18 protein-coding genes are annotated in these 19,175 nt (G+C 46.0%); 3 read left to right on the plus strand and 15 right to left on the minus strand.

Translation table 11 applies throughout. The features are described from left to right. Positions 1-16: 16 nt before the first annotated feature. From SJY39_RS09415 to mobH, 8 genes are all read right to left on the minus strand, one after another. A complete protein-coding gene (locus tag SJY39_RS09415) occupies positions 17-235 on the minus strand; it encodes a hypothetical protein (protein ID WP_102333850.1) in 219 nt (72 codons plus the stop codon). 525 nt (positions 236-760) lie between these two features. Continuing rightward, positions 761-1,696 carry an Rpn family recombination-promoting nuclease/putative transposase gene (locus tag SJY39_RS09420; RefSeq protein WP_102333851.1) on the minus strand — a complete coding sequence of 312 codons (936 nt, stop codon included), beginning with the start codon at positions 1,694-1,696 and terminating at the stop codon, positions 761-763. An 87-nt stretch (positions 1,697-1,783) separates the two neighbouring features. After that, positions 1,784-2,341 carry a hypothetical protein gene (locus SJY39_RS09425; RefSeq protein WP_154724010.1) on the minus strand — a complete coding sequence of 186 codons (558 nt, stop codon included), beginning with the start codon at positions 2,339-2,341 and terminating at the stop codon, positions 1,784-1,786. A gap of 67 nt (positions 2,342-2,408) precedes the next feature. After that, the gene (locus tag SJY39_RS09430; protein ID WP_102333853.1) at positions 2,409-2,816 is read right to left on the minus strand and encodes a hypothetical protein; all 408 of its coding nucleotides are present in this window, start codon (positions 2,814-2,816) and stop codon (positions 2,409-2,411) included. An 832-nt stretch (positions 2,817-3,648) separates the two neighbouring features. Next, positions 3,649-4,791: a hypothetical protein gene (locus SJY39_RS09435; protein WP_102333854.1), complete on the minus strand. Its 1,143-nt coding sequence runs from the start codon at positions 4,789-4,791 to the stop codon at positions 3,649-3,651. Beyond that, positions 4,784-5,443, minus strand: a complete 660-nt coding sequence (locus tag SJY39_RS09440) for a PFL_4669 family integrating conjugative element protein (RefSeq protein WP_102333855.1) — start codon at positions 5,441-5,443, stop codon at positions 4,784-4,786. The genes SJY39_RS09435 and SJY39_RS09440 overlap by 8 nt, the downstream gene beginning before the upstream one ends. Then, positions 5,433-5,975, minus strand: coding sequence for an STY4526/YPO1902 family pathogenicity island replication protein (locus SJY39_RS09445; RefSeq protein WP_102333856.1), 543 nt, complete (start codon positions 5,973-5,975; stop codon positions 5,433-5,435). Before SJY39_RS09445 ends, SJY39_RS09440 begins: the two co-directional genes overlap by 11 nt. Continuing rightward, positions 5,972-7,945: a MobH family relaxase gene (mobH, locus tag SJY39_RS09450; protein WP_102333857.1), complete on the minus strand. Its 1,974-nt coding sequence runs from the start codon at positions 7,943-7,945 to the stop codon at positions 5,972-5,974. The genes SJY39_RS09445 and mobH overlap by 4 nt, the downstream gene beginning before the upstream one ends. Positions 7,946-8,722: 777 nt before the next feature. Here mobH and SJY39_RS09455 point away from each other — a divergent pair. Then, positions 8,723-9,040, plus strand: a complete 318-nt coding sequence (locus tag SJY39_RS09455) for a helix-turn-helix domain-containing protein (RefSeq protein WP_102333858.1) — start codon at positions 8,723-8,725, stop codon at positions 9,038-9,040. A 133-nt stretch (positions 9,041-9,173) separates the two neighbouring features. Here the strand turns inward: SJY39_RS09455 and SJY39_RS09460 are convergent, their stop codons facing one another. After that, positions 9,174-10,232 (minus strand): replication initiation protein, encoded by a 1,059-nt coding sequence (locus SJY39_RS09460; protein ID WP_102333859.1) that lies wholly within the window; start codon positions 10,230-10,232, stop codon positions 9,174-9,176. Positions 10,233-11,271: 1,039 nt separating this feature from the next. On the opposite strand from SJY39_RS09460, the gene SJY39_RS09465 reads away from it, so the two are divergent. Beyond that, a complete protein-coding gene (locus SJY39_RS09465; protein ID WP_102333860.1) occupies positions 11,272-12,441 on the plus strand; it encodes a ParA family protein in 1,170 nt (389 codons plus the stop codon). Continuing rightward, a complete protein-coding gene (locus SJY39_RS09470) occupies positions 12,434-13,477 on the plus strand; it encodes a ParB family protein (protein ID WP_102333861.1) in 1,044 nt (347 codons plus the stop codon). The genes SJY39_RS09465 and SJY39_RS09470 overlap by 8 nt, the downstream gene beginning before the upstream one ends. A 376-nt stretch (positions 13,478-13,853) precedes the next feature. Here SJY39_RS09470 and SJY39_RS09475 read toward each other — a convergent pair whose 3' ends face one another. The 6 genes from SJY39_RS09475 to SJY39_RS09500 form a co-directional block, all read right to left on the minus strand. After that, positions 13,854-14,039, minus strand: a complete 186-nt coding sequence (locus SJY39_RS09475; protein ID WP_102333862.1) for a hypothetical protein — start codon at positions 14,037-14,039, stop codon at positions 13,854-13,856. Between the two features lie 64 nt (positions 14,040-14,103). Beyond that, positions 14,104-14,454, minus strand: a complete 351-nt coding sequence (locus SJY39_RS09480; RefSeq protein ID WP_235612610.1) for a hypothetical protein — start codon at positions 14,452-14,454, stop codon at positions 14,104-14,106. A 78-nt stretch (positions 14,455-14,532) separates the two neighbouring features. Then, complete coding sequence (locus SJY39_RS09485; protein ID WP_102333864.1) at positions 14,533-16,806, minus strand: DEAD/DEAH box helicase family protein; 2,274 nt, start codon at positions 16,804-16,806, stop codon at positions 14,533-14,535. After that, positions 16,803-17,378, minus strand: coding sequence for a hypothetical protein (locus SJY39_RS09490; protein ID WP_102300491.1), 576 nt, complete (start codon positions 17,376-17,378; stop codon positions 16,803-16,805). Before SJY39_RS09490 ends, SJY39_RS09485 begins: the two co-directional genes overlap by 4 nt. A 66-nt stretch (positions 17,379-17,444) precedes the next feature. After that, positions 17,445-18,530: a DUF6094 domain-containing protein gene (locus SJY39_RS09495; RefSeq protein ID WP_154723990.1), complete on the minus strand. Its 1,086-nt coding sequence runs from the start codon at positions 18,528-18,530 to the stop codon at positions 17,445-17,447. Beyond that, positions 18,530-19,117 (minus strand): DUF3275 family protein, encoded by a 588-nt coding sequence (locus SJY39_RS09500; RefSeq protein WP_136975172.1) that lies wholly within the window; start codon positions 19,115-19,117, stop codon positions 18,530-18,532. The genes SJY39_RS09495 and SJY39_RS09500 overlap by 1 nt, the downstream gene beginning before the upstream one ends. Positions 19,118-19,175: the final 58 nt, after the last annotated feature.

Here is a 19,175-nt window from a genome sequence, read left to right on the forward strand (position 1 = left end):
GATAGGGGGATGTTTGTTATTTGTTAGGTACCGTTGCTCGGCGTTTAATATCTTGAGCCTTCAAAACCTTGGCCCCCATAATCACAACTCTAAGAAAACCCTGTTTTGATTGGGACTTGTTCCAATTATCTAGGTTCTGGCGCGTTGTAGATGCGTACCTGGCCAATTCGTCAACGGTGTCAAACCCAGCCATTTTACTGAGCTCTGAGAGCTTATAGTCTGGTACAAAACTCATTGAGATACCTCTGAACTGATTAGTCAAAATGTTTGACAAAAAAACTTATTTTAGTAAAGTATTTTGACTAATGGAAGCTATTCCGTAAATATGTTTGACTGAATGTTTGTAGTTAAAACGGCTTAATACCGTTTGTACCTAATTTTGAGAGAGGTAAGGATCAAAGAAACGACGAATAGGGGTTCTAAGCCGGAACCGCCGAAAATTCCGAACCCTATATAAATTCTAATCATTAAGGCTTTAGCACGAGCAATCGCGTACAAATAACCTTCCTTAAGTGAGAATTAAACCGTACCAGTTTTATGAAACATAAAACCAGCAGCAGAAGCCTGATTTAAATATGAGTGAGACTGTCCGTTTAACGGTGGTCTATCGGACACCAATTTTTCTCAAATCAGAAAAAACGGCGGTTCCAGCGTGGAACCCCGAATAGTGGTGTTTGTAGTTGTCAAAAAATGAGGGCTGAGTGAAACGGAAGTTAGCCTTACCGTTAAACGGGCAAGACTGATACGTTATCTCTTTAGGCTAGTGAGAAAGTTGGGCGAGTTCGTCTTTACTCAATCCAGTCACGTCCATAATAGCTTGTTGATCCATCCCATTAAGCATCATCTTACGCGCCATCTCTTTGAGCGCTTTAGCTTCACCTAGCTGAATACCTTCTTGGCGTCCTTCTTGGATGCCCTCTTGGCGGCCACGTTGTTCGCCTTGTTGGCGTAATTGTTCTGCAATCGTCATAAGTGTGTCCTCGTGTTTCGGTACTGATAAAGCCAGCGACGTGATCAACGCCTCTAGATTGTTCGTTTCACCCACTTGGAGTAAATAGCTCATCAATGACTGTACTTGCTTGTCTGTAGTGTAATCGGTTAAGAGCAATGTGACCAGAGGCTCAAGGAAATCCATGATATCTCGATGTCTCGCGTGCTTTTGGACCAGCTCAAGCAAGGCGATACGACGATGCTGCATGATGTCATCGTCAGATATGACCGTGACATCGACCAATGGAAAGTCTTGAGTATAAAGCGCTTTAGCCTGGTCTGGATTAGCAAAACCTTTTAACCAATTCATCTCATAGGGATAAGGCGATATTTTGCCATGGTAAAACTGCAGTGGTATCACCAAAGGTAAATGCTTATGGCCAGCATCGATATGCTGCTGCATAGCGGCAATCGCGTAGCGCATCAGCCTAAATGCCATGTTTTTGTCTGGTCGGCTTTGGTGTTCTATTAACGCATAGACGTACCCTTCTCCTTGAGAGGTTTTGAGAGAATAAAGCACATCCGAATAGTAAGGACGCAGGCTTTCTTCAATGAAGCTGCCGGATTCAAGCTTGAGTGTTGTCAAATCACAGATGTCACGCAACTCAGCTGGCAGGTGAATATCCAGTAAGTCCTTAGCGGTTTCTGGATGAGTCATAAACTGCTTAAAAAGCGCGTCATGTGGGGTTGGGGGCGTATTTTTCATTTTATTATCTTAACACTCAACGCCTTGAGTTCGCACCTCGATAAAGTATCATCGATTCACTTAAGACTCGAGTGCGTATTGACGCACTCAACTTCTGCCTCTCACCGGCTCGTAAAACACGTTAATGTTCACTTTTTTGAAGTCACCTTTGGTTATCTGGAGGTATTTATTTTTTGAGTTTTTCTCCAAATAGATTCGCCATAGAACGCCTTGATCGAAAGGCGTCTCGACATACCCTGAAATAAAGGTGTTCTTACCAGTCCATAAAGTCGCTTCAATGTGTTTGATTGGTTTTAGACTCAGGTTCAGTTGTTCGAGTGCTTTCTTGACGGGCAATCGGGTGAACAATGACGACAAAGTCTTTGCCGCTGATATCTTGACCCAACTCCCCATGACATCATATGAAGACACCACCCATCTTGATTCATCACAATGGTAAACAAATCGTAAGATAGGCACTTCAAAAGCGAGGCAACCATTTTCTTTTTTTTGGTAATAAAGCGTATAACCTTCCAATGAAACTTTACCAGTGAGATCTATCTTATCTTGATAATCTGGACTGGGACGAACGTCGTTAACCCACCACTGAAACAAAAGAGCATTAGAAGGCGGGCATTGCAGATCATCAATATCAACGATGGACATAAGAGAGCCTATCAATATGGAGGGAGAAATCAGTTGGATAAGAGGCTATGTTTTGCATTTTTTCAAATTAAGACTTGAGAAGATCATCAATATCAACGCCAGAAAGCAGCATGACCGAACGATACCCTTGCCATAAGATCATGATCACCGCCTCTAACGCTTCAAGCATTTCAGCCTCGCTACAACCATGATACATTCGAAAAAAGCCATGGTTAATGCCATGTTGAGCTTTGAAGGCCTCATTAAGTTCCTGCGTTATCTGCTCCTCTTGGTGTTGTCCTTTTTGTTGACGAATAAAGAGATTCAATGTTGGACGATGTTCATCATCCAAAAGCGTCCAAGCCAACTCGGGCTTGTCGGTAACAAGATTAGGGGACACCCCAAAAATACGTATCAATAACGTCCCGAGCTCATGCTCTAAAAGCTGTGCCAGCTCAGACGCCTCACCAAACTTTTTGTACACTTCATTCATCATGCTTTCCTCATTTTAATTACGATAATTTTCAATAAGATAATAGCATAAATCGGCTATTTAATAGCCGAATTTTTTCTTTTATAACAGTCACTTAAATCAAGGTAACATCTCAATACTAACTTTTTTGGTTTTATCCATCCCCCACCCCAAAGCCACTTTAACGCACGCCACAATCCCTTAGCGCTCGCCAAGTACTGCCATCGGGCCATGGAGGAGCGCGCGACGACATACAGAATGAGCAAAGCGAAAAAATATTGACCACCGCACTTTTCACAAAAAAGGTCACACTGTCAGTCACCATGGCTTAAATCTTGCCCCTCGCCTTGCCAGAATGCGCGAGCGTAGCGAGTAAGATTAGGCGGTGATATCAACGCGTCTTCGGAGTATATCGCTGTGCTACTGGATGGTCAGTGGACGTGGGGCCCGTTCTTATCGTGATATCTTCTGTTGGCGAGGTTATCGAGAAGCTTAATACGATAAGAATGGGAGGGACTTTAAGGCGCTTTGGTTTATCCATTCTATCCACAGATTTTTAAAATTAGTAATAGAAAGAAAAGTATCGAATTTAAGTCATAAAATGGGGTATCTACTTTTCACCGCCGTAGTATCTATATATATCAATAGTTAGTATTCGTTTTATGTGGATAACGTACAAAACAGGCAAAACACTCCCCATGGGAGAATTTTATCCACCGCAGACCGAAAATCAGTCGAAAAGAGAAACAATAGAGGTAAAGTCTGACTAAGAAAGTGTAATGAAGGTCAAATTAGATAAGTAGAGAGATGTGCAAAAGCCGCTTCAAAGAAGCAAAAGGATGAAAAAGCAGGGAGATTAAGCCGCGAGGGGCTCGGGCGGTGAAGCGGTAGGAGAAAAGCCCAAATGTTTGAGACGGGTATTCGCTGTCAGCTCAAATTCTTGTTGGCTCAGCGTGCTGTCTAACCCTTCATCGTTCATTTTTTTAACGACGAGGCTCAGCGCTCTAGAGCGATCATTGGTTTGTTGAACTTTTTGTCTGGTACTGGATGCCCCAATCGCCTGGTTACGACGTTCAATGGTGCCTTCCCATAGGGTATTACGCAGTATGGCCAAGCGTGCAGGTAGGCTTCCTGCCCCCTCTTGAATCGCAAGTTTATCCTCCGCTTCAAATTCTTGGCAAAGTTTCTTTCCAGCGGTTTCTCCGCCAACTAAAGTCCCGAAGTCATCCGTTAAGACATAAACGTTGTTGAGATTGCGCTTTTGCCCATCACTTTTATCATGCACCAGGCCACCACGTGGGTCGGTCGCCAGGTTATCCCCTATAAAGGCATGACGGAGCAACCCACACTTGATAAGTAAGGAGAACCAACGAGAGACCGTGGATTGGCTTTTACCAATCACTTCGCCAATCTGTGACTGTGTGCCTCTCAGTGAGAACGAACGCGTGCTGAGACAAGTGTTGCAAATCATATAGAGCACTAAGTGATCGAAGGTTTGCGCGGCGTCTTTACGATACAACACCGTGCTGCCTTGACGCTGCAACTGGTAGTAGAGTCCACCATTAGCCCGAGCGCCGTGTTTTAACACCGCACGAAAGACATCGGCGAGACCCGCTGGGAGCTTAGGCGGTTTGCCACTTTTCTTCCAGCGCTCAAGCGCATACTCAGGGCGATGATGAAACGCAACCAAAGCCGCTTCATAATCCGAGAGCGGTTGGGTGGCCTTCCCCATTGGGGTTTGCTTGGCTTTTTCGAGTTCGACCAAGAGCTCAGAGCGCTTTCGTGAACGCTTGCTTTCGCGCGCATATCGCTGCGCTTCATGCTCGTTAGCCTTATCTTGCAGCGTTTGCTCTTCCTCTGGCGCGGGTCTCTCGCCCGACAAGACTTGATACGCTTCATCGGGATGATAAGGCGCGCCTTGCTCCACTGCAAAGGATACCGTGCTTGGCTTGGTCGTTAGGGGCTCTGGCGCCCCCTGAAACACGGTTCGTTTAGCCATGAGAGACCTTAATCACAGGCGCAAACTCCGCGCGATCGACCCCTTCAAGGACTTCAAAAGGGATAGCGCCGAGCTTAGCCTGAGCGGCTTGCGCTTTCGCATTGTTGTCCGTCACATCTTGTCGGGTCACCCCCGAATGCTGAAAGGTGACGCTCATTGAAATGATCCCACGCAGGGCTTTCAAGCACGCGAGGCGATGTTGTTCAAAATCACTGCGGGTCATCTGCGCTTTAAAGTGCGCATCTGAGAGCTGTACCATTGCAATATCAAATTGCTCTAACAACGCCAGCAGGCGCCAACCAAAGCGTGTCTTGACCGATACCGACTTTTTCACCGGCGCGCGGCTCAAGGTCTCATGATACAAAATACGAGAACTATTGCGCTGAGGCAGTACATCGAGCGTGGATTGGCACAGAGCAAACGCCGCGTTGATAGCACGCTCGATTTCAAGCAGGGCAAAATCCGCGTAGGGATCGTCATGACGCGCTGCATGCTCCAGTGTTGAAAGGCGTTGAAAAAACAACCCAACACCGGGAGCCTTGCTCCGTTTCGATGGATTCCAGAGTTTGACGGTTTCGACGCTGTGCAATTGCACCTCGGCGCTGGCCACCAAGCCGCCCATTTTGTTGCTTTGTTGCTTTTTATTGCTCATGCTCTTTATCCCACTTTTCTAATTCTTTCCATAACGCGCCTAAACTGACTTGGTACGTCTTCGCTATCTGCAACAGTGCCTCTGCACTGATTTGACGGTAATCCCCTTGATCCATCAGCGCTTTACACACGGCACTGTGTTGTTTATGAGAGATGCTTCTTGCTCGATACTGACGATCGATGTTTAAGCTGTCTCGCCACGCGCTGCATTGAGCAGCATTCACCTGAAACAAACGAAACATCATTCTGTTATTTGCACCGAATTGTAGATAGTCACGATATCTATCTGGAACGTCTTCTTTCAACTCTTGCAATAATGATGAGATCCATTCTTTAATATCGACTGGAGGCTTACGGGCATCAATTAAGCGGCTCAGCTCACAGAGAGAAAGGTGCTCTAAACGAGAGATATCTTTATCGCTCATCCCCACATCTCTCAAGGCTGCCACTTGTCCCGAACTGGCCAAGTAAGCCAGTTTGGTGATCATGACATGGCACACTTCACTGGTGAGATCGTTTTTGTTCATGTTCATACCCCCTCCAACGTCACAAGTGGATTAATCGCGTAGCGAGTTTCCCACGCTTCGGTCAAAGGAAACAAAAAGCCGTTCAGCGCTTGATTGGAATCTTGAATGCGCGCTTTGTGTACGTTACGCGCCTCTTTCGTGACGATATGACGCTTTAGAGGTTGCAACCCTTGTTGAACTTCGCTGTAACTGTTGGCTTTGGCGTATTGGCAACGCTCATCGATGAAGGTACGAAAGGCGCCAGGCGAGACCACAAACAAACCTTGCTCAAGACGATGGAATAACGCGTCTTGACGGTTCACCGGGTGCACGCCGTCTTTAAGAACCGAATCTAACCATTCGTAGAAAGCACGGCCCAAGTCTTCGCCATGGGTCTCCCTCAAATCAATCTTCTGTAGGAGAGCGTGAGGCTCATTGGACTCAGCCGTAGACACGGACTCAGCGTTTAACGCTTCCAGCGCGGCTTCAACCTCATCCATCGGCGCGGCAGGCTCTATTGCTGCAGGAGGTATCGCTTCTGGGGCTTCATCCTCTTGCTCGGTTTGTGAGGTAACCTGCGCCATGGCTGGCTGCATGAAAGCCATGAGGTCATCACTGATGGCGTCATTGTTGAGGGGCGTTTCAAGATGAGTGGTGTCTGTCATAGGTGCATCTTCATTCTCAGACACGATTGACTGAGGTTGAGCAGACGTCGCTTCTCCCTCAGCTTCTCCCTTAACAGGAAGAATGTGCCCCACTAGGCTCTCCAGCTCGGCTTCTGGGGCGAACGTCGGCCAATGCACACAGATAAAGGTAAAAGTTTGACGCCAGTCAAACTCGGAAAGCAGCACCTCACACTTCCAAATCGCCAGGTCGTCAGCGTTCGGTCGAATAAGTTGGTGTTGCTGCAGCTCGTTAAACAGACGGGAATTGTCCGATGGGACGGAGGTGATGCCACGTTCCAGCAGCGTGCTGCGTAGACGGTCAGCAATGGGTTTGCTCATCAAATAAAGGAGCTCCCCCTCCACAAAACCTTCAGCGCCTTTTTTGTTCAGTGGGATGGTCGCGCTTTGCAGAAGGTGCGATAAAGTCAGCTTAAGTTGTCCCGCAAGAGACACCGTCGCCCCGCGCGCTTGCTCAGCGGCGAGATTGATCCCCTCTTTGTCAGCGCCCAAGTCTTGCGCGACGCTGGCCGCGTCCGCTTGCGTGACGATTTGCTCAATGACATTGTCCGGATTTTTATGACCCGAGAGGTACTCAACCATGGTGTGAAACAGGGCTTTGTCGCTGGAGATAGCCAGCATGGCGTCAGAGCTTAACAATTGAGTCAGTAGGGTATGGCCCATATATTGGTGCGTCGAGTACTGGCGTGCTTTGTTGTAACGACAACGGTACGGTCTGTCGATGGCGCCCATCACTGGACTCCAACGCTCCCCTTCCCCGCTTTCTTGATACAGCTCAATGTCCACATCATTGATCTTGCCTGAGTCGTGTAGCAGCGCGCATAAAAACACGCCATAGACCCACACAATTTCACGGTGGATAACCTCTTCGGGTGGGGTGTTGGGCGGTAATATCGCATTACGGCGCAGACGCATCGCGTAAATGGCCACATCGAGGCTGTGAAGCAGTAAACCGCGTTTACCGGTGTGGTGATAATTTTCTGATGCAGGGATATCTTGACACCACATGGCGTAGTTCACGACCGTATCGACGACAAACTCAGGCCATACCTCAAACGGCAGCGCAAGGCCGCTGCGTTTTAAGACACGGAGTTTGTCCTGGATAATCTCGTCGTGTTCAAGCTCAGCCCGAGTTGCAGGCAACACAAAACCCTCTGGAGCGCTCAGCGTACCAGAAGTAGGCAAATCAGATTTATGTTGTTGTTCATCACTATAAAGCCAATTAATGAACCGTTGAATCGATTGAAACATCCTTACTCTACCTTTTGACCCATCAAAACCACAAAAAAACACTGTATAAACAAACAGTATCATAACTTCTAATTACAAAAAAGAACCCACAAATAAAGTGCGGGTATATAGAGACAAAAACACTGCCCCCTAGGTTTGAACCCATTTCATGCATGAAATAAAAGTAACAGAGACGAAAAAATCAAGGCGTGATGGCCCTGTACTCTGAATATTGGTAGGCGGCACAGCACAGTTCGTGCATGACGCTAAGTCGAGCGCGGGGCTCGGCTAGTTTTGATAGCACCAAAGCGATGTAGGCTAAGGGCAGTTAAGTATGCTTTCACTTTTCCCGTTTGAACTTGGAAAAAGCCGCGACACGTTTCAGAGAGCCATTTAAGGGGGGTTAACCCCGTGTGCTTGACTGCGCAATGGCAGACGGGGCAACTTTATAAAAATTGAACAGAGAGATCAAGTCCTTGGAGGAAAGCTGAGAAGGCAGGACACCGCTTGTTGATTCAGTATTGATGTGGTGATGAGTTATGTTCACCTGGACCAATAGGCGATTGACTAAGCATCACAGAGGGGAAAGACGTCCCTCTTCATTGGTATTAGGTAAATGTTTGAATTGGAACTATTGTCACATAAGAGCACAAGAATAAGGTGCGAGCCCCAGAGCATTAGGGGCTCGCAATAGTGCGCAGTGGGATACGCGCACTAAATTTGGTGTCGGGGTGTAGTGCATGAGTGGGTTTTTAAAGAGCCAGAAACCAAAAGGTAACACTGTAACCCTAAGAGTTCAATTACTTAATTTTTTTATATTCGCTAAAATTTAGGGGAACGGAATAAATAGAATTAAATAAAATGACTACTGATCAATTCAAACAAAAGCTAGCACTATACATAGATAGTTCAGGGCTCAGTGATTCAGAAATTGCAAGACGTTTAGATGTAAATCGAGTTAGCGTTGGAAAGTGGCGAAAAACAGGACAGATCTCAAAAGAAAATTTATCTAAATTATGTAAAGAACTAGGGGTTAGTGAACAGGAATTCTTTTATTCTTCTACGTCTGATTTACCTCATAGAAAACTAACTATTATCCAAGAGGTTCTTCTTTTAGAAAGTAGAGATATGATGATTATCGAAGATATAGAAAATATTTTAAGACAAATAAAAGGTTAATTTGTGAAGTAGGTCATTACTGAGCTGACTACGTTAGGAAGCAAAGAAACTGAAAGATATATGGACCATGCTTGTGTGGGATGATACAGAAAAACTATCAATAACCAGCTGTGTTTGGACTGGTTATTGATAATCAAAGAGAATCCAAGAAACCTTTAGCTAACAACTCGTCTACTTTCGACATTTCATTGTCTTCTGCTTCCTTAGCTTTACGATCTCGATCTATCGCCATTTGTTCCTTACGCTCTGAAACTTTAAGTCGTATCGCATCGGCTTGCTCATCTCTACCGATTAATCGAAGGTTTTTCTCCAATTTAATTAACACATCCAGTTCAACTTTATTACCGGACTTACTGGCTACGTTAACTTCTTGCATAAGCTCTAGAACCTTTTTAGTCGCTTCCTTCACTTTATCTTTCGGTACTTGGTTGAGCCAACGAACATTGAATTTAATTAAAGACTCATTGTTAGGTTTCTCAATAATCTCGTACCCTAAACGACCATTTTGGGTTAATACTTCAAGTTTACCCTTGGCCTCAAGGGAATTAGCTATCTCCATCAATGAAGGCTCTATAACCTTATAGATAAAAGCTGACTGCAGTTCGTAAGACTTTTTTCTAACTTCGCCATTCTTACCAAAAACGCCAAACATAGTTTGCAGTTTGGAAATTTTAAGGTGGTACATTTCTTTGTCGTAACGATAACGCGATAGAAATTCAAATACCTTCTTAGTGTTCGGGTTTCTCAATGCTTTGAAAAACTTATTGTCGATTTTCGCGTGACCGTTATCAGAAGCGTTAATAATATAGGTTTTACGCAACTTGCCATTAGGCGTGATGGTGAGCGTACCGCCAGAGTATCTGATTTCCGATAAGATAGGACGGTAAATAAACTGTCCGTTTTCTTCTATACCTATCTCTCTTTGCGCCAAACCTTGCGATGGACGTTGAAGAGCAGCGTATAGTTGTTTCTTTTCAACTTGGAAAAACTCACAAAGCTCATTTGAACTAAATGTATAATCAGGAACAACTTCATGACCATTTTCATCTTCCCAATCACACTCTCTCATACGCGTTAGCATCAAAGCGAAAATATCCATCATCTTAGATGTAAGGTCCGTTGATGCATAAATTAGCGAGTGGGATTTTAAATGATAAGCATCATGTTCTTCTTTTATGTTATTCGTTGCCATGGGTTTGACCTATCCTTTCAATTCCCCAAACCATCCATTTTCAGTGTTTGAGGGAAACATAACTTACAGTAATTCTGAGATTAGTTGATGTGCTTTAAGCATTCAACTAATCTCAGAATAGCATACACCTTGTCATATTTAGCATTCAACTCATATTTACTAAGTGTTTTTTGGGCTTTGATCACATGACTAACAGAACTATTTAGCTCAAATCACAAATTCAGCATTATTTAATCAGTAAGATATCATTACCTAATGCTTAAAGCATTACTGCTATCCGAATCGCTTAATTCCATCCGAAATAGCATTAATTTTGTCCCAAAAAAACCAATCAGTACAAGGAAAAGTTATAAACCATTGATATTAAGCATTCAACAAGTCTGAAGTGCTTATTTTGGATTCAAAAGCATTAAACAAATCCGAGGTTGACTTATTTGACTCCGAATTGCTTATTCTGGTCATTCAGGCATTAAAATAATCTGAAAGCATTGGTTTTTTCCGAACCTTATTATTTCAATCCGAACGACTTATTTTGGTAGGAGTCCACTTATTTCTATCTGATTTTGCTTATTTTGGTCGTATAACACTTTTATCAATCCGACAAAACGATCAACTAATCCGATTTAGCATAATTTAAATATGTTATGAAAATGTAACAACCCTTACATATCAAGGGCTAGAGATGTTTTAAAACAACCTTATAGGATCTTATAGGCTTTATAGGTGATCCATAGGTGATCTTATAGGTGATCCATAGGTTTAATAATTAGAGGTGTTTTATAGGAAGGTCGTGCATAAAGTGTATATCTCTCTCTTGCTACGCTCGTTCGAGATTTACACTTTATACACAACTTAATAATAATAAAAAAAAATACAACTTTCCGATGATTTATACATCCATGAGAAAAAAACTACTGAGATTCATATTGTTAAGTGAGCTCACAAACAGCTCTTTAGGTATACTGATTTTTTGTAGTTGTATTGATTTTTGATATAAGATAAGGTTGTGTTTAATTTGATTGGTTTGGTAAAGGAAGTTATGAGTACTAAGTTAGAAATTGAAAGACTCAAAGAAAGAGCTGACGCCTATATTCAAAAACGTAACGACTTCTATCCAAAAGAAGAACGATTATACACGAGGCAAGAAGTTTCAGATTACTTATCCATTAATAAAGTTACTTTAGATAATCATGTTAAGAACTTAGGTTTTAACGTAAAGGCTAGAGAAGGCATGCAGTGGTCGATGAGTATATCTGAACTTTACGATTTTGAGAGTCTTCTTCCCAAGAATCTACAAAAAAATGAGCACTTTCATCGTAAAGCCAATCAAAAATGCCAAGTAATAATGATGCAGAATCAAAAAGGAGGTGTAGGTAAGACAGTATGTGCAGCTACTGTAGCAGCATGCTTAAGTGCTGAGTTTCCTGAAAAACTACGCATTGGATTAGTTGATTTAGATGGCCAATCTACTCTTAGTATGTACTACGCTTCTAATGCTCAACGTGATAGTGAGTTTAGCGTTGGGGATATTGTTAGGGGAAACTATAGTTTTGAAGATGGCGAAACATTTGAAAAATTGGTAAGTGACGCATTTTTACCTACAACAATTCCAAACCTCAGAATTTTACCAGCTTTACAGTCAGATCGATCTCTCGAAGGTTGGTTTCACCGAGTCCATAAGGATTTAGACAACCCATATGGGCAAGTTAAAAAGATTGTTGACGCTGTTAAAGATGAATTTGACATCATTATATTGGACAGTCCTCCGTCATTAAGCTTCATGACTTATAACGGATATTTTGCAGCTACAAGTATTGTGTTCCCATTAGCTGCGAATGAAAATGATATTGATGCAACATGCAACTACTTTGCTAACTTACCTGAAGTCTGGGCTCTATTAGAAAACTATGAGCATAAGGGATATGACTTTATGCGTATGCTAGTAACTAATTATCGACAAACAGTATCAAATACTTCGTTGATGAATCAACTAAATCGTTCCTTTGGGGAGTGGCTTTACCCTACTCAGTTCAAGCATTCTGAAGCAGTGCAATTGTGTACTTCTATGATGAATACAGTATTCGATCTAACCGCAAGTGAATACCCAAAAGCAAAAAAAACCTTGAACGATGCTAGAACGAATGCTTTTGAGGTGGCTAGTCAGATTTATCGTGATGTAGACAATGTATGGAGTATCAATAATGGCTAGGAAGAAGCAAGTTTTAGGTATGACTGATAATCAGCCGGGAGCTGATGTTGCTAAGTCAGCTCTAGCTAAAAACAATTTAGACTCGTTACCAGAGAAGCTTAAACGTGACTTGGAATCTACAGGTGGGGATTTGCGTTCATATCTACATGATACGTTTGGATTCACACCTGAAAAAAAAGAAGTTCTTTGGAAGTTAAGCTCTGGAGCTACAGCTAAATTTTTGGAAATTAGTCTTACTTACGAACAAGTTAAAGATAGTACTTATGTTGATTTTAGTATAAATGGTCGCGATCAAGAGTACCTAAATAAAGTGAACTTAGAAGACCTATCTACAATGGACTTCCAACAGTTTTATCCAGCGATTGCTAATCGTAAAAAAGGGAAAATAAGTTTTCTAGATGGCTCTAGGCGTCGTGCCTACTTCTTGTCTCAAGAAGGAAAGATCCCGTTTTTTTCGGTTTTAATTAGTGATAATGATATTTCTCTAGTGGATGCTCAAGCATTAGCTAAGTCGATTCAAACGGCGAAAGAACATAACCTTTATGAATTGGGAAAGCGCTGTTTGTCGATGAGAGATAATGTAGGTCTAACCCAACAAGATATTGCCGATGCTTTTTCTATCTCTCAATCAAGAGTGTCTAAAGCTATGAAGGCAGCAATGACTAGTAAAGAGCTTTACGAATTATTTGATGATATCAACGAGCTGTCTGGTTCAGACTATGCTGAATTATCCAAGGTAGATGTTAATGTTTTGTCGGAGAATGATAAAAGCTCTTTATTAAAAGAGATTAAAAAAGGAAATGTCGACACTGTAATGCCCCAGCTTAGAAAGCTCCTGAAAGATCACAAGCCTATTCCAAAGAAGGCTATTGTTTCTTATATGGCAGAATATGAAGATAAAAAAAAATTTGCTAAGAAAAGTGTCAACAAATCAACCAGAAAAACCACTTATGAGTTCCAAAGATTAAGTAGTAGTGAGCAGGCCATGATCGATGAAGCAATCATAGATGTTTTCAATAAAATGGAAGGTAATTAACTTTAAATACCCGGGTTATTCCACAGGAATATCTCCCACATATCATGGGTTATTCCACAGGAATATTTTTAAAATTAGACAAGTTAGATATCCGCACTTCCCTTTTTACCCTTTCCGGATAGGGCTTTTCCCTTGGGAAAACCCTTCCCTTGACCCCTTTCCCCTTTGGCGCAGCCTACCCTTTGAAACAAAACACTAGCCTTTTGAACCACAGCGCTGAGCGCAGGACATTAGGGGGATTGCTTCAATGTCTATCGGGGAACAATGATTTGAGTCTTATTGGAAATAGGTAACCGTAGTTAGGTTGCTTCAGACGTTTGCTTGGTGAGATAGAGTAAAAAAAGAAGGGAGAGTAATGATGCTCTCCCTTTCTTGTTTACGATGATAGGTCAATCATCTCATGTTGGCAGTGCTGACATTGTAATATCGTGACAGGCTGCTCTTGGCTATAGCGGTTATCTGCTCCAAACTCACCACGCTCTAAGAACGGTGGCTCTTCGTTGGCTGGAACATCGAGAGGTTGTAATGCGCCCTGCTCTCCACAGTTGATGCAATAGTTCATTTGTTTGCTCCAATTAAGATAAAAAGGGAGCGTACCGGGAGGCAAGCTCCCGGTTTGGGTTGAATTATTGTCGGATCTCACGCATCGCCTGGGCGATGTGTTGCAAGACCTTGTCAGCGCATTGCTCCAACGCTTGTCGGGTAGGATTGGGCTCACGCTCAAGTAACCGTTTCAGTTGGCAAGGAAACGCCTCCCCGTAGAAGAGGTACAACTTATCGGGCGCGTCTATCTCAAATTGCGCCAGATAGTGCTCGACTACAGGAATGACTGTTTCCAGTACGAGAGTGAAAAATTCCAAATCCCCACCGTTTGAGACCTGCTCAAACAATAAGTGGTTGTCGTCGCCATACGGAAAGCCTTCTTTGAAATACGCAAAGGCTAAGGCATGGTCGGTTGATATGAGTTGCGTCATCATTGTGTCCTTAAAAGTCGATGGGCACCCAAGCCCAACGGGCATCAGATGCCCATTGGGGGAAGTTAAGACGTTAACGTCTTAACGCGTTGTTTGCTTGAGTAAGGATTTGGCTAACGCCACCTCCACACTGTCGCCATCACTATTGAGTACATCCAATCCATTATCCGGCATGTCGCCAGAGGTCGATTGGGTGACCGCTATCTTCTTGGCCATCAATTCAAGGCACGCCATTTGCGCGCTGTCTTGGTAGCCTAAAAAGCTCACGTCCACATCCTCTCGTTGACCAATACGCCAGCTGCGTCTGGCCGCTTGCATCAGCGTGTAGACGTTATAGCCGGTGTTGGTAAACACAATCGAAGGGAACTCCAACAAGTCCAGTCCGGTCTTGACCAGCTCTGGATTGGTGATGAGCACATCAATGCCTCTGTCCACCTGCTCCAGTATCCAATCTTCTCGGTCTTCGGTTTTTACGCTTGAACGCAGCACGGCGCATTTTAAGCCTTGGTCACTTAGCAGTGATTTGAGCCTCGATGCGGTGTCGCGCTTGCCGGTGTAAACGGTGTACACCAAGGTCCGTCGGCCTTTAAGTTTGTTCGCATTGACCATCTCAATGAGCTGTTGCTCTTTGGGCGTGGGCGTCTGCTCATCAAACAAAGCCGGAATATAAGCCAGGGTTTCTTGAGTACGAGGGTGAGTTACCCTCTCTTCTCGAAACGCGCAATCTGGCCACGCCAGCAGCGCACTCATGACCACGCCTAATAAGGTTTGGTCTCCAGCGGCCAACGCTTGACGAAGCCTCGCGGTTAAGCGTTGTTCCATGTCGGCGTAATGCATCTGCATCTCATCCTCCATAGCCACTTCAATAAAGTGCTCTTGGTAGTCTGGCAAAATGCCGTCACCCATGTCAGCCAGTTTGACGAACACCGTGTAAGGTAAGACGAATTTGGCCACTCCCATCGGCCCAAAACCGGGCGCGCGGGTTTGACTCACTTTGACGTTCTTGCCTTTCGCGGTTTTGTGGTTCACATCGTGGGTCACTTTCATGATTTCCTTGATGATGCCGTGCTCTTGCGAGAACGAGAGGGCGGCGCTGCCGAGTTTTCCTCGGTGGTAACGATAGCCCTCTTCCATCATCACCGATGGCATGGTGCGCCACAGCAGATAAAAAAGGTCTTCCGCGTAGCCGCCCATCAGCGTCCCCGTCAGCAGTAAGCACTGTTTCACACAGCCTGCGAGTACCTGCATGGCTTGGCCTTGGGCCGCCCCTGCGTTCTTATATTCGTGCGCCTCATCGATGATGAGCCAGTCAAAGAACCCCTTCGGGAAGTAACGTTTGATGAACTCACTCGCCTGGTAGTCGCCTTGACCAAACGCAAATTGCGTTTTGGCCAACTTGCGCTCAATGCGTTCAGATTGTCGGTCGTTAAACACAAACTCCCCGTCTTCATCAAGCAAGTTAACCAGCTCGTAAATGTTGTCCGTCAGCGCTTTCGCCAGCACGCGCTCACCCACGCCATCGAGCAGCTTCCCGGCGGTGACTTTACCGATGGTCGGTAAGGTCTGCAGGGCGCGTGAAATCGTCTTGCTCAGGTTGTCGTTCTGGCGTTGACGTTTAAGTGTCCACAGCGGTGCATGGCACGCTTTGCAGCTCTGTTGCACTTCCACCGAAAAATGCGTCGGTGCGATAAGCTCGCCCTCTTCATCTCTGGCTAATGCGCCGCAATCCGAGCAACGAACAAAGTCCAGTTGGGCGGTTTGCGCCTGCAGACCGTCATGGCCTAACGTGCGTTTGAGCGTCTTAGTTTGATAAGCGCTCTCCCAGTGGTACCCCATGCGCATCCGAACCCGGCCCAGTATCATGTACTCAGGCCCATCATGAGGCGCCGCTTGTCTCAGCTTGAGCAAAGAGCGCAACGTATCAGGGCCATTGAGTACCCACACCTTGGCGTTGTGAACGGTGTCGAGAATTTCTCGGCGCCATTTGTACACCAGGTGCGGCGGGGCTAACAGCAAAAAGCGTTTGGCCTTGCCTTCATGGAAAGCCACCGCCGTGGTGGCGATACCCATGATGGTTTTACCCGTGCCCATTTCGCCGTTGAGTATGCCCGCAGGGGCACGCTCATCGAGCAGTAGGGTACTGATGGCCTGAATCGCTTCGGCTTGCGCCTCAAACGGCACCCGCTTGAGCGATTGCATCACCGCCGCGCGCTTTTCACACGCCGATTGATAACGCGCCGGGTGCGCCGCTTCAATGTTGTCCAATAGGCCGTCACCGAATTGGTCGATGAAGTCATGCAGAGACAACACGTTGTCTTGCTCGTTTTGTTGAGTGGTTTCTGTCGAGTCGCTCATCCCATCGCTCCTTGCAGTACGGTTAATACGCCTTGCTGCAGCGCTTCACTGACTAAGGGCTCCATCACGTCAATCTGCAAGTCCAAATGATACGCAAATACCCCATAGGAGGGCAGCTCGTGAATCATGGATTGCAGTCTTGGTTGCAGGGCCGGTTGCCAATGCTCTAACAGCGGCAAATGACACAGCTGCTTGAGCGTTGGCCACAACGTGGCGTGAGACAGTGGGGTTTGACTCATCACCGTCATACTTTGACCGCTAGGTTTCAGTAACGACGGGTGAATAAGCCAGGTGTGCACCCATTCGCCCACGGGCGTGTGTTTGGGTAACCGTGTGGTACGTTTGGTGAGTGACTTCGCCTGAGCAAAGTCGAGCACCAGATTGCCTTCCGGTAGTTTGACGGTCATGACGCGTATTCCGCCCTCGCTCATCGGTAGCGTGAGCGCGGCGAAAAAGTGTTGCATGGCGCCATCGCGTCCCCATACGGAGAGAAATTGCACCTGGTTATCAGCGGTGGTGACCACCGCATCGAGATAAAGCCCGTTATCGAGCGAAATCAATGGAGTCTTCATGGTTAGGTTCCTTATTAAAAAATAAGGCGCCTTCCCGTCAGGAAAAGCGCCTGACGGGCAGTGAAGTTATTGTATGACCACGATGCGGCCAAAGCGCTCACCCGGGGTGAGGTCAATCGCTCGAATGAGCGGTTGAAATTGGTCTATCACGGTGGTGATGGTTTGGCTCTCATCAACCGTCGTCACGGTGCGCTGCACTTTTTGAGTGCCACCTTTGACCAGCAGTGTCTGAGAGCCATCGTTGCTGTGCACCTGGCCGGCAATCTGTCCCGCCGCGAGCGACAACGACAAATGCCAAGGTGACAGTTTTCTTAACGGCCGAGGGACTTGGTGGTGCCTCGCGAGGTTAAATTGGGTGTCAAAGGTCGGCCAAAGCCCCCCATGCGCCCCAAACGCTTGTTCAAGTTGCCCCGTATCTGGCCGTATCATTTCAAAACGAAATGGTGCGTCATTGACTGGGGGTATCTCAAACGGTCGAGTGGGGTAAGGCAATATCACCTTACCTTCGCCAGCGTTTATCAATTGGGTCGCCGTTTGTGTGCGCTCCGCTTGATGCTCAGGCCCTCTCATGTCCGCTTTGCGCCCTAAGATGACCACTTGTTTAAAGCGGTCGGTTGAGGCAGCGAACACTTCGACCTGTCGTAGCCGCATCGCAAGATAACGGCTAAACGCAGGTGAGAGAGAGGGATAGGGCACCACCAACGCCAATATGCCGTCACGCTTTAGCGTGGGGAGCAGGCGTTGAGTGAACTGCACTTCCAGTCTGGCCATGTCACGATGTTGTTTGTCCACCTGGTCGGTGACCACCGCGCCATACGGCGGGTTTAAAAACAGCAACGTCTGACTGCCTGAGCCGATTTGTGTGTCAAACGCATTGCTGCGCAGCACCGAATCGAGGCATTGACTGGCCGTGACGGCCCGCGCCTCATCCAGCTCCACGCCATAGGTGTGAAGCGCGCTCTGCTCATGGTGGTCGATGTGACTCGCCAACTGAGCCAGCGCCTTGCCTTCCCCGCAACACGGGTCGAGCAAGCGTTGAGTGCCGGCTTTGAACCGCAGTCGCTTGGCTATCTCTGCTAAGGTCGCCTCATCGGTCGGGTAATACCCGTCTTTAAGGTAGTTGTGCGCCACGCGCGGGTGCATCACGGCCATTAGCTTGCCTCCTCATCAAAGCGAAGGCGCATCCAATGCTGCGCTTTGGGCTCAAACTTCCACACGCGCTCATCATTGATGCGACGCTTGAGGTAAGCCAGTTGTTTGCCCATCACTTCTCGCCCCACTTCTGGGGTGAGCTTGACGATGTCACCAATGTTACTTGGTAATGGCCACAGTGGCCCAAACAAGCTGACTAAGTCCTCTTGACTTTCGTGAGGCGACGCCAACGCCTGACTGGCCACGTCTCGCTGCTCGGTCAGTTGCTGTTGCGCCTTGCGCTCTTTGGCTAACGGATCTTCTTCCATTGGCTCGTCTCGTGGCAGCGCTTCTTCTTTGTAATCACTGAGCCAAATGCCGTTAAGCTCGGCGCGCGTTTCAATCACAAATCGGTTGCTGGTTTGATAGCTGCCCGGATAAATACGTTGTAATCCAAAGGTGCCTTGATAGGTGCCTTCGCTGTATTCATCTAAGACCGCGTCTCGAACGGAGAATTGACCAATGTCGGTATCGAGCATAGCGACGTTAAAGTCGCCATAACGCCCGCTAACGGTTTTGATGGTGAGTGTGCCGGGTACTTGGACCATGTTGGCCTCCTGAATTAAAAGCAAAAGGCCTCCCACCGGAAGACCTCTCCGGTTGGGG

Origin of the sequence: Vibrio sp. R78045 (assembly GCF_042466085.1) — a bacterium.
Classification (GTDB): Bacteria; Pseudomonadota; Gammaproteobacteria; order Enterobacterales; family Vibrionaceae; genus Vibrio; species Vibrio cyclitrophicus.

Bases quoted from the DNA above. Each gene is read 5' to 3' on its own strand.
- SJY39_RS09460 (WP_102333859.1), bottom strand. From the start codon at position 10,232: ATGGCAACGAATAACATAAAAGAAGAACATGATGCTTATCATTTAAAA.
- SJY39_RS09420 (WP_102333851.1), bottom strand. From the start codon at position 1,696: ATGAAAAATACGCCCCCAACCCCACATGACGCGCTTTTTAAGCAGTTT.
- mobH (WP_102333857.1), bottom strand. From the start codon at position 7,945: ATGATACTGTTTGTTTATACAGTGTTTTTTTGTGGTTTTGATGGGTCA.
- SJY39_RS09415 (WP_102333850.1), bottom strand. From the start codon at position 235: ATGAGTTTTGTACCAGACTATAAGCTCTCAGAGCTCAGTAAAATGGCT.
- SJY39_RS09470 (WP_102333861.1), top strand. From the start codon at position 12,434: ATGGCTAGGAAGAAGCAAGTTTTAGGTATGACTGATAATCAGCCGGGA.
- SJY39_RS09485 (WP_102333864.1), bottom strand. From the start codon at position 16,806: ATGAGCGACTCGACAGAAACCACTCAACAAAACGAGCAAGACAACGTG.
- SJY39_RS09500 (WP_136975172.1), bottom strand. From the start codon at position 19,117: ATGGTCCAAGTACCCGGCACACTCACCATCAAAACCGTTAGCGGGCGT.
- SJY39_RS09445 (WP_102333856.1), bottom strand. From the start codon at position 5,975: ATGAACATGAACAAAAACGATCTCACCAGTGAAGTGTGCCATGTCATG.
- SJY39_RS09465 (WP_102333860.1), top strand. From the start codon at position 11,272: ATGAGTACTAAGTTAGAAATTGAAAGACTCAAAGAAAGAGCTGACGCC.
- SJY39_RS09475 (WP_102333862.1), bottom strand. From the start codon at position 14,039: ATGAACTATTGCATCAACTGTGGAGAGCAGGGCGCATTACAACCTCTC.
- SJY39_RS09435 (WP_102333854.1), bottom strand. From the start codon at position 4,791: ATGGCTAAACGAACCGTGTTTCAGGGGGCGCCAGAGCCCCTAACGACC.
- SJY39_RS09455 (WP_102333858.1), top strand. From the start codon at position 8,723: ATGACTACTGATCAATTCAAACAAAAGCTAGCACTATACATAGATAGT.
- SJY39_RS09495 (WP_154723990.1), bottom strand. From the start codon at position 18,530: ATGGCCGTGATGCACCCGCGCGTGGCGCACAACTACCTTAAAGACGGG.
- SJY39_RS09440 (WP_102333855.1), bottom strand. From the start codon at position 5,443: ATGAGCAATAAAAAGCAACAAAGCAACAAAATGGGCGGCTTGGTGGCC.
- SJY39_RS09490 (WP_102300491.1), bottom strand. From the start codon at position 17,378: ATGAAGACTCCATTGATTTCGCTCGATAACGGGCTTTATCTCGATGCG.
- SJY39_RS09425 (WP_154724010.1), bottom strand. From the start codon at position 2,341: ATGTCCATCGTTGATATTGATGATCTGCAATGCCCGCCTTCTAATGCT.
- SJY39_RS09480 (WP_235612610.1), bottom strand. From the start codon at position 14,454: ATGATGACGCAACTCATATCAACCGACCATGCCTTAGCCTTTGCGTAT.
- SJY39_RS09430 (WP_102333853.1), bottom strand. From the start codon at position 2,816: ATGATGAATGAAGTGTACAAAAAGTTTGGTGAGGCGTCTGAGCTGGCA.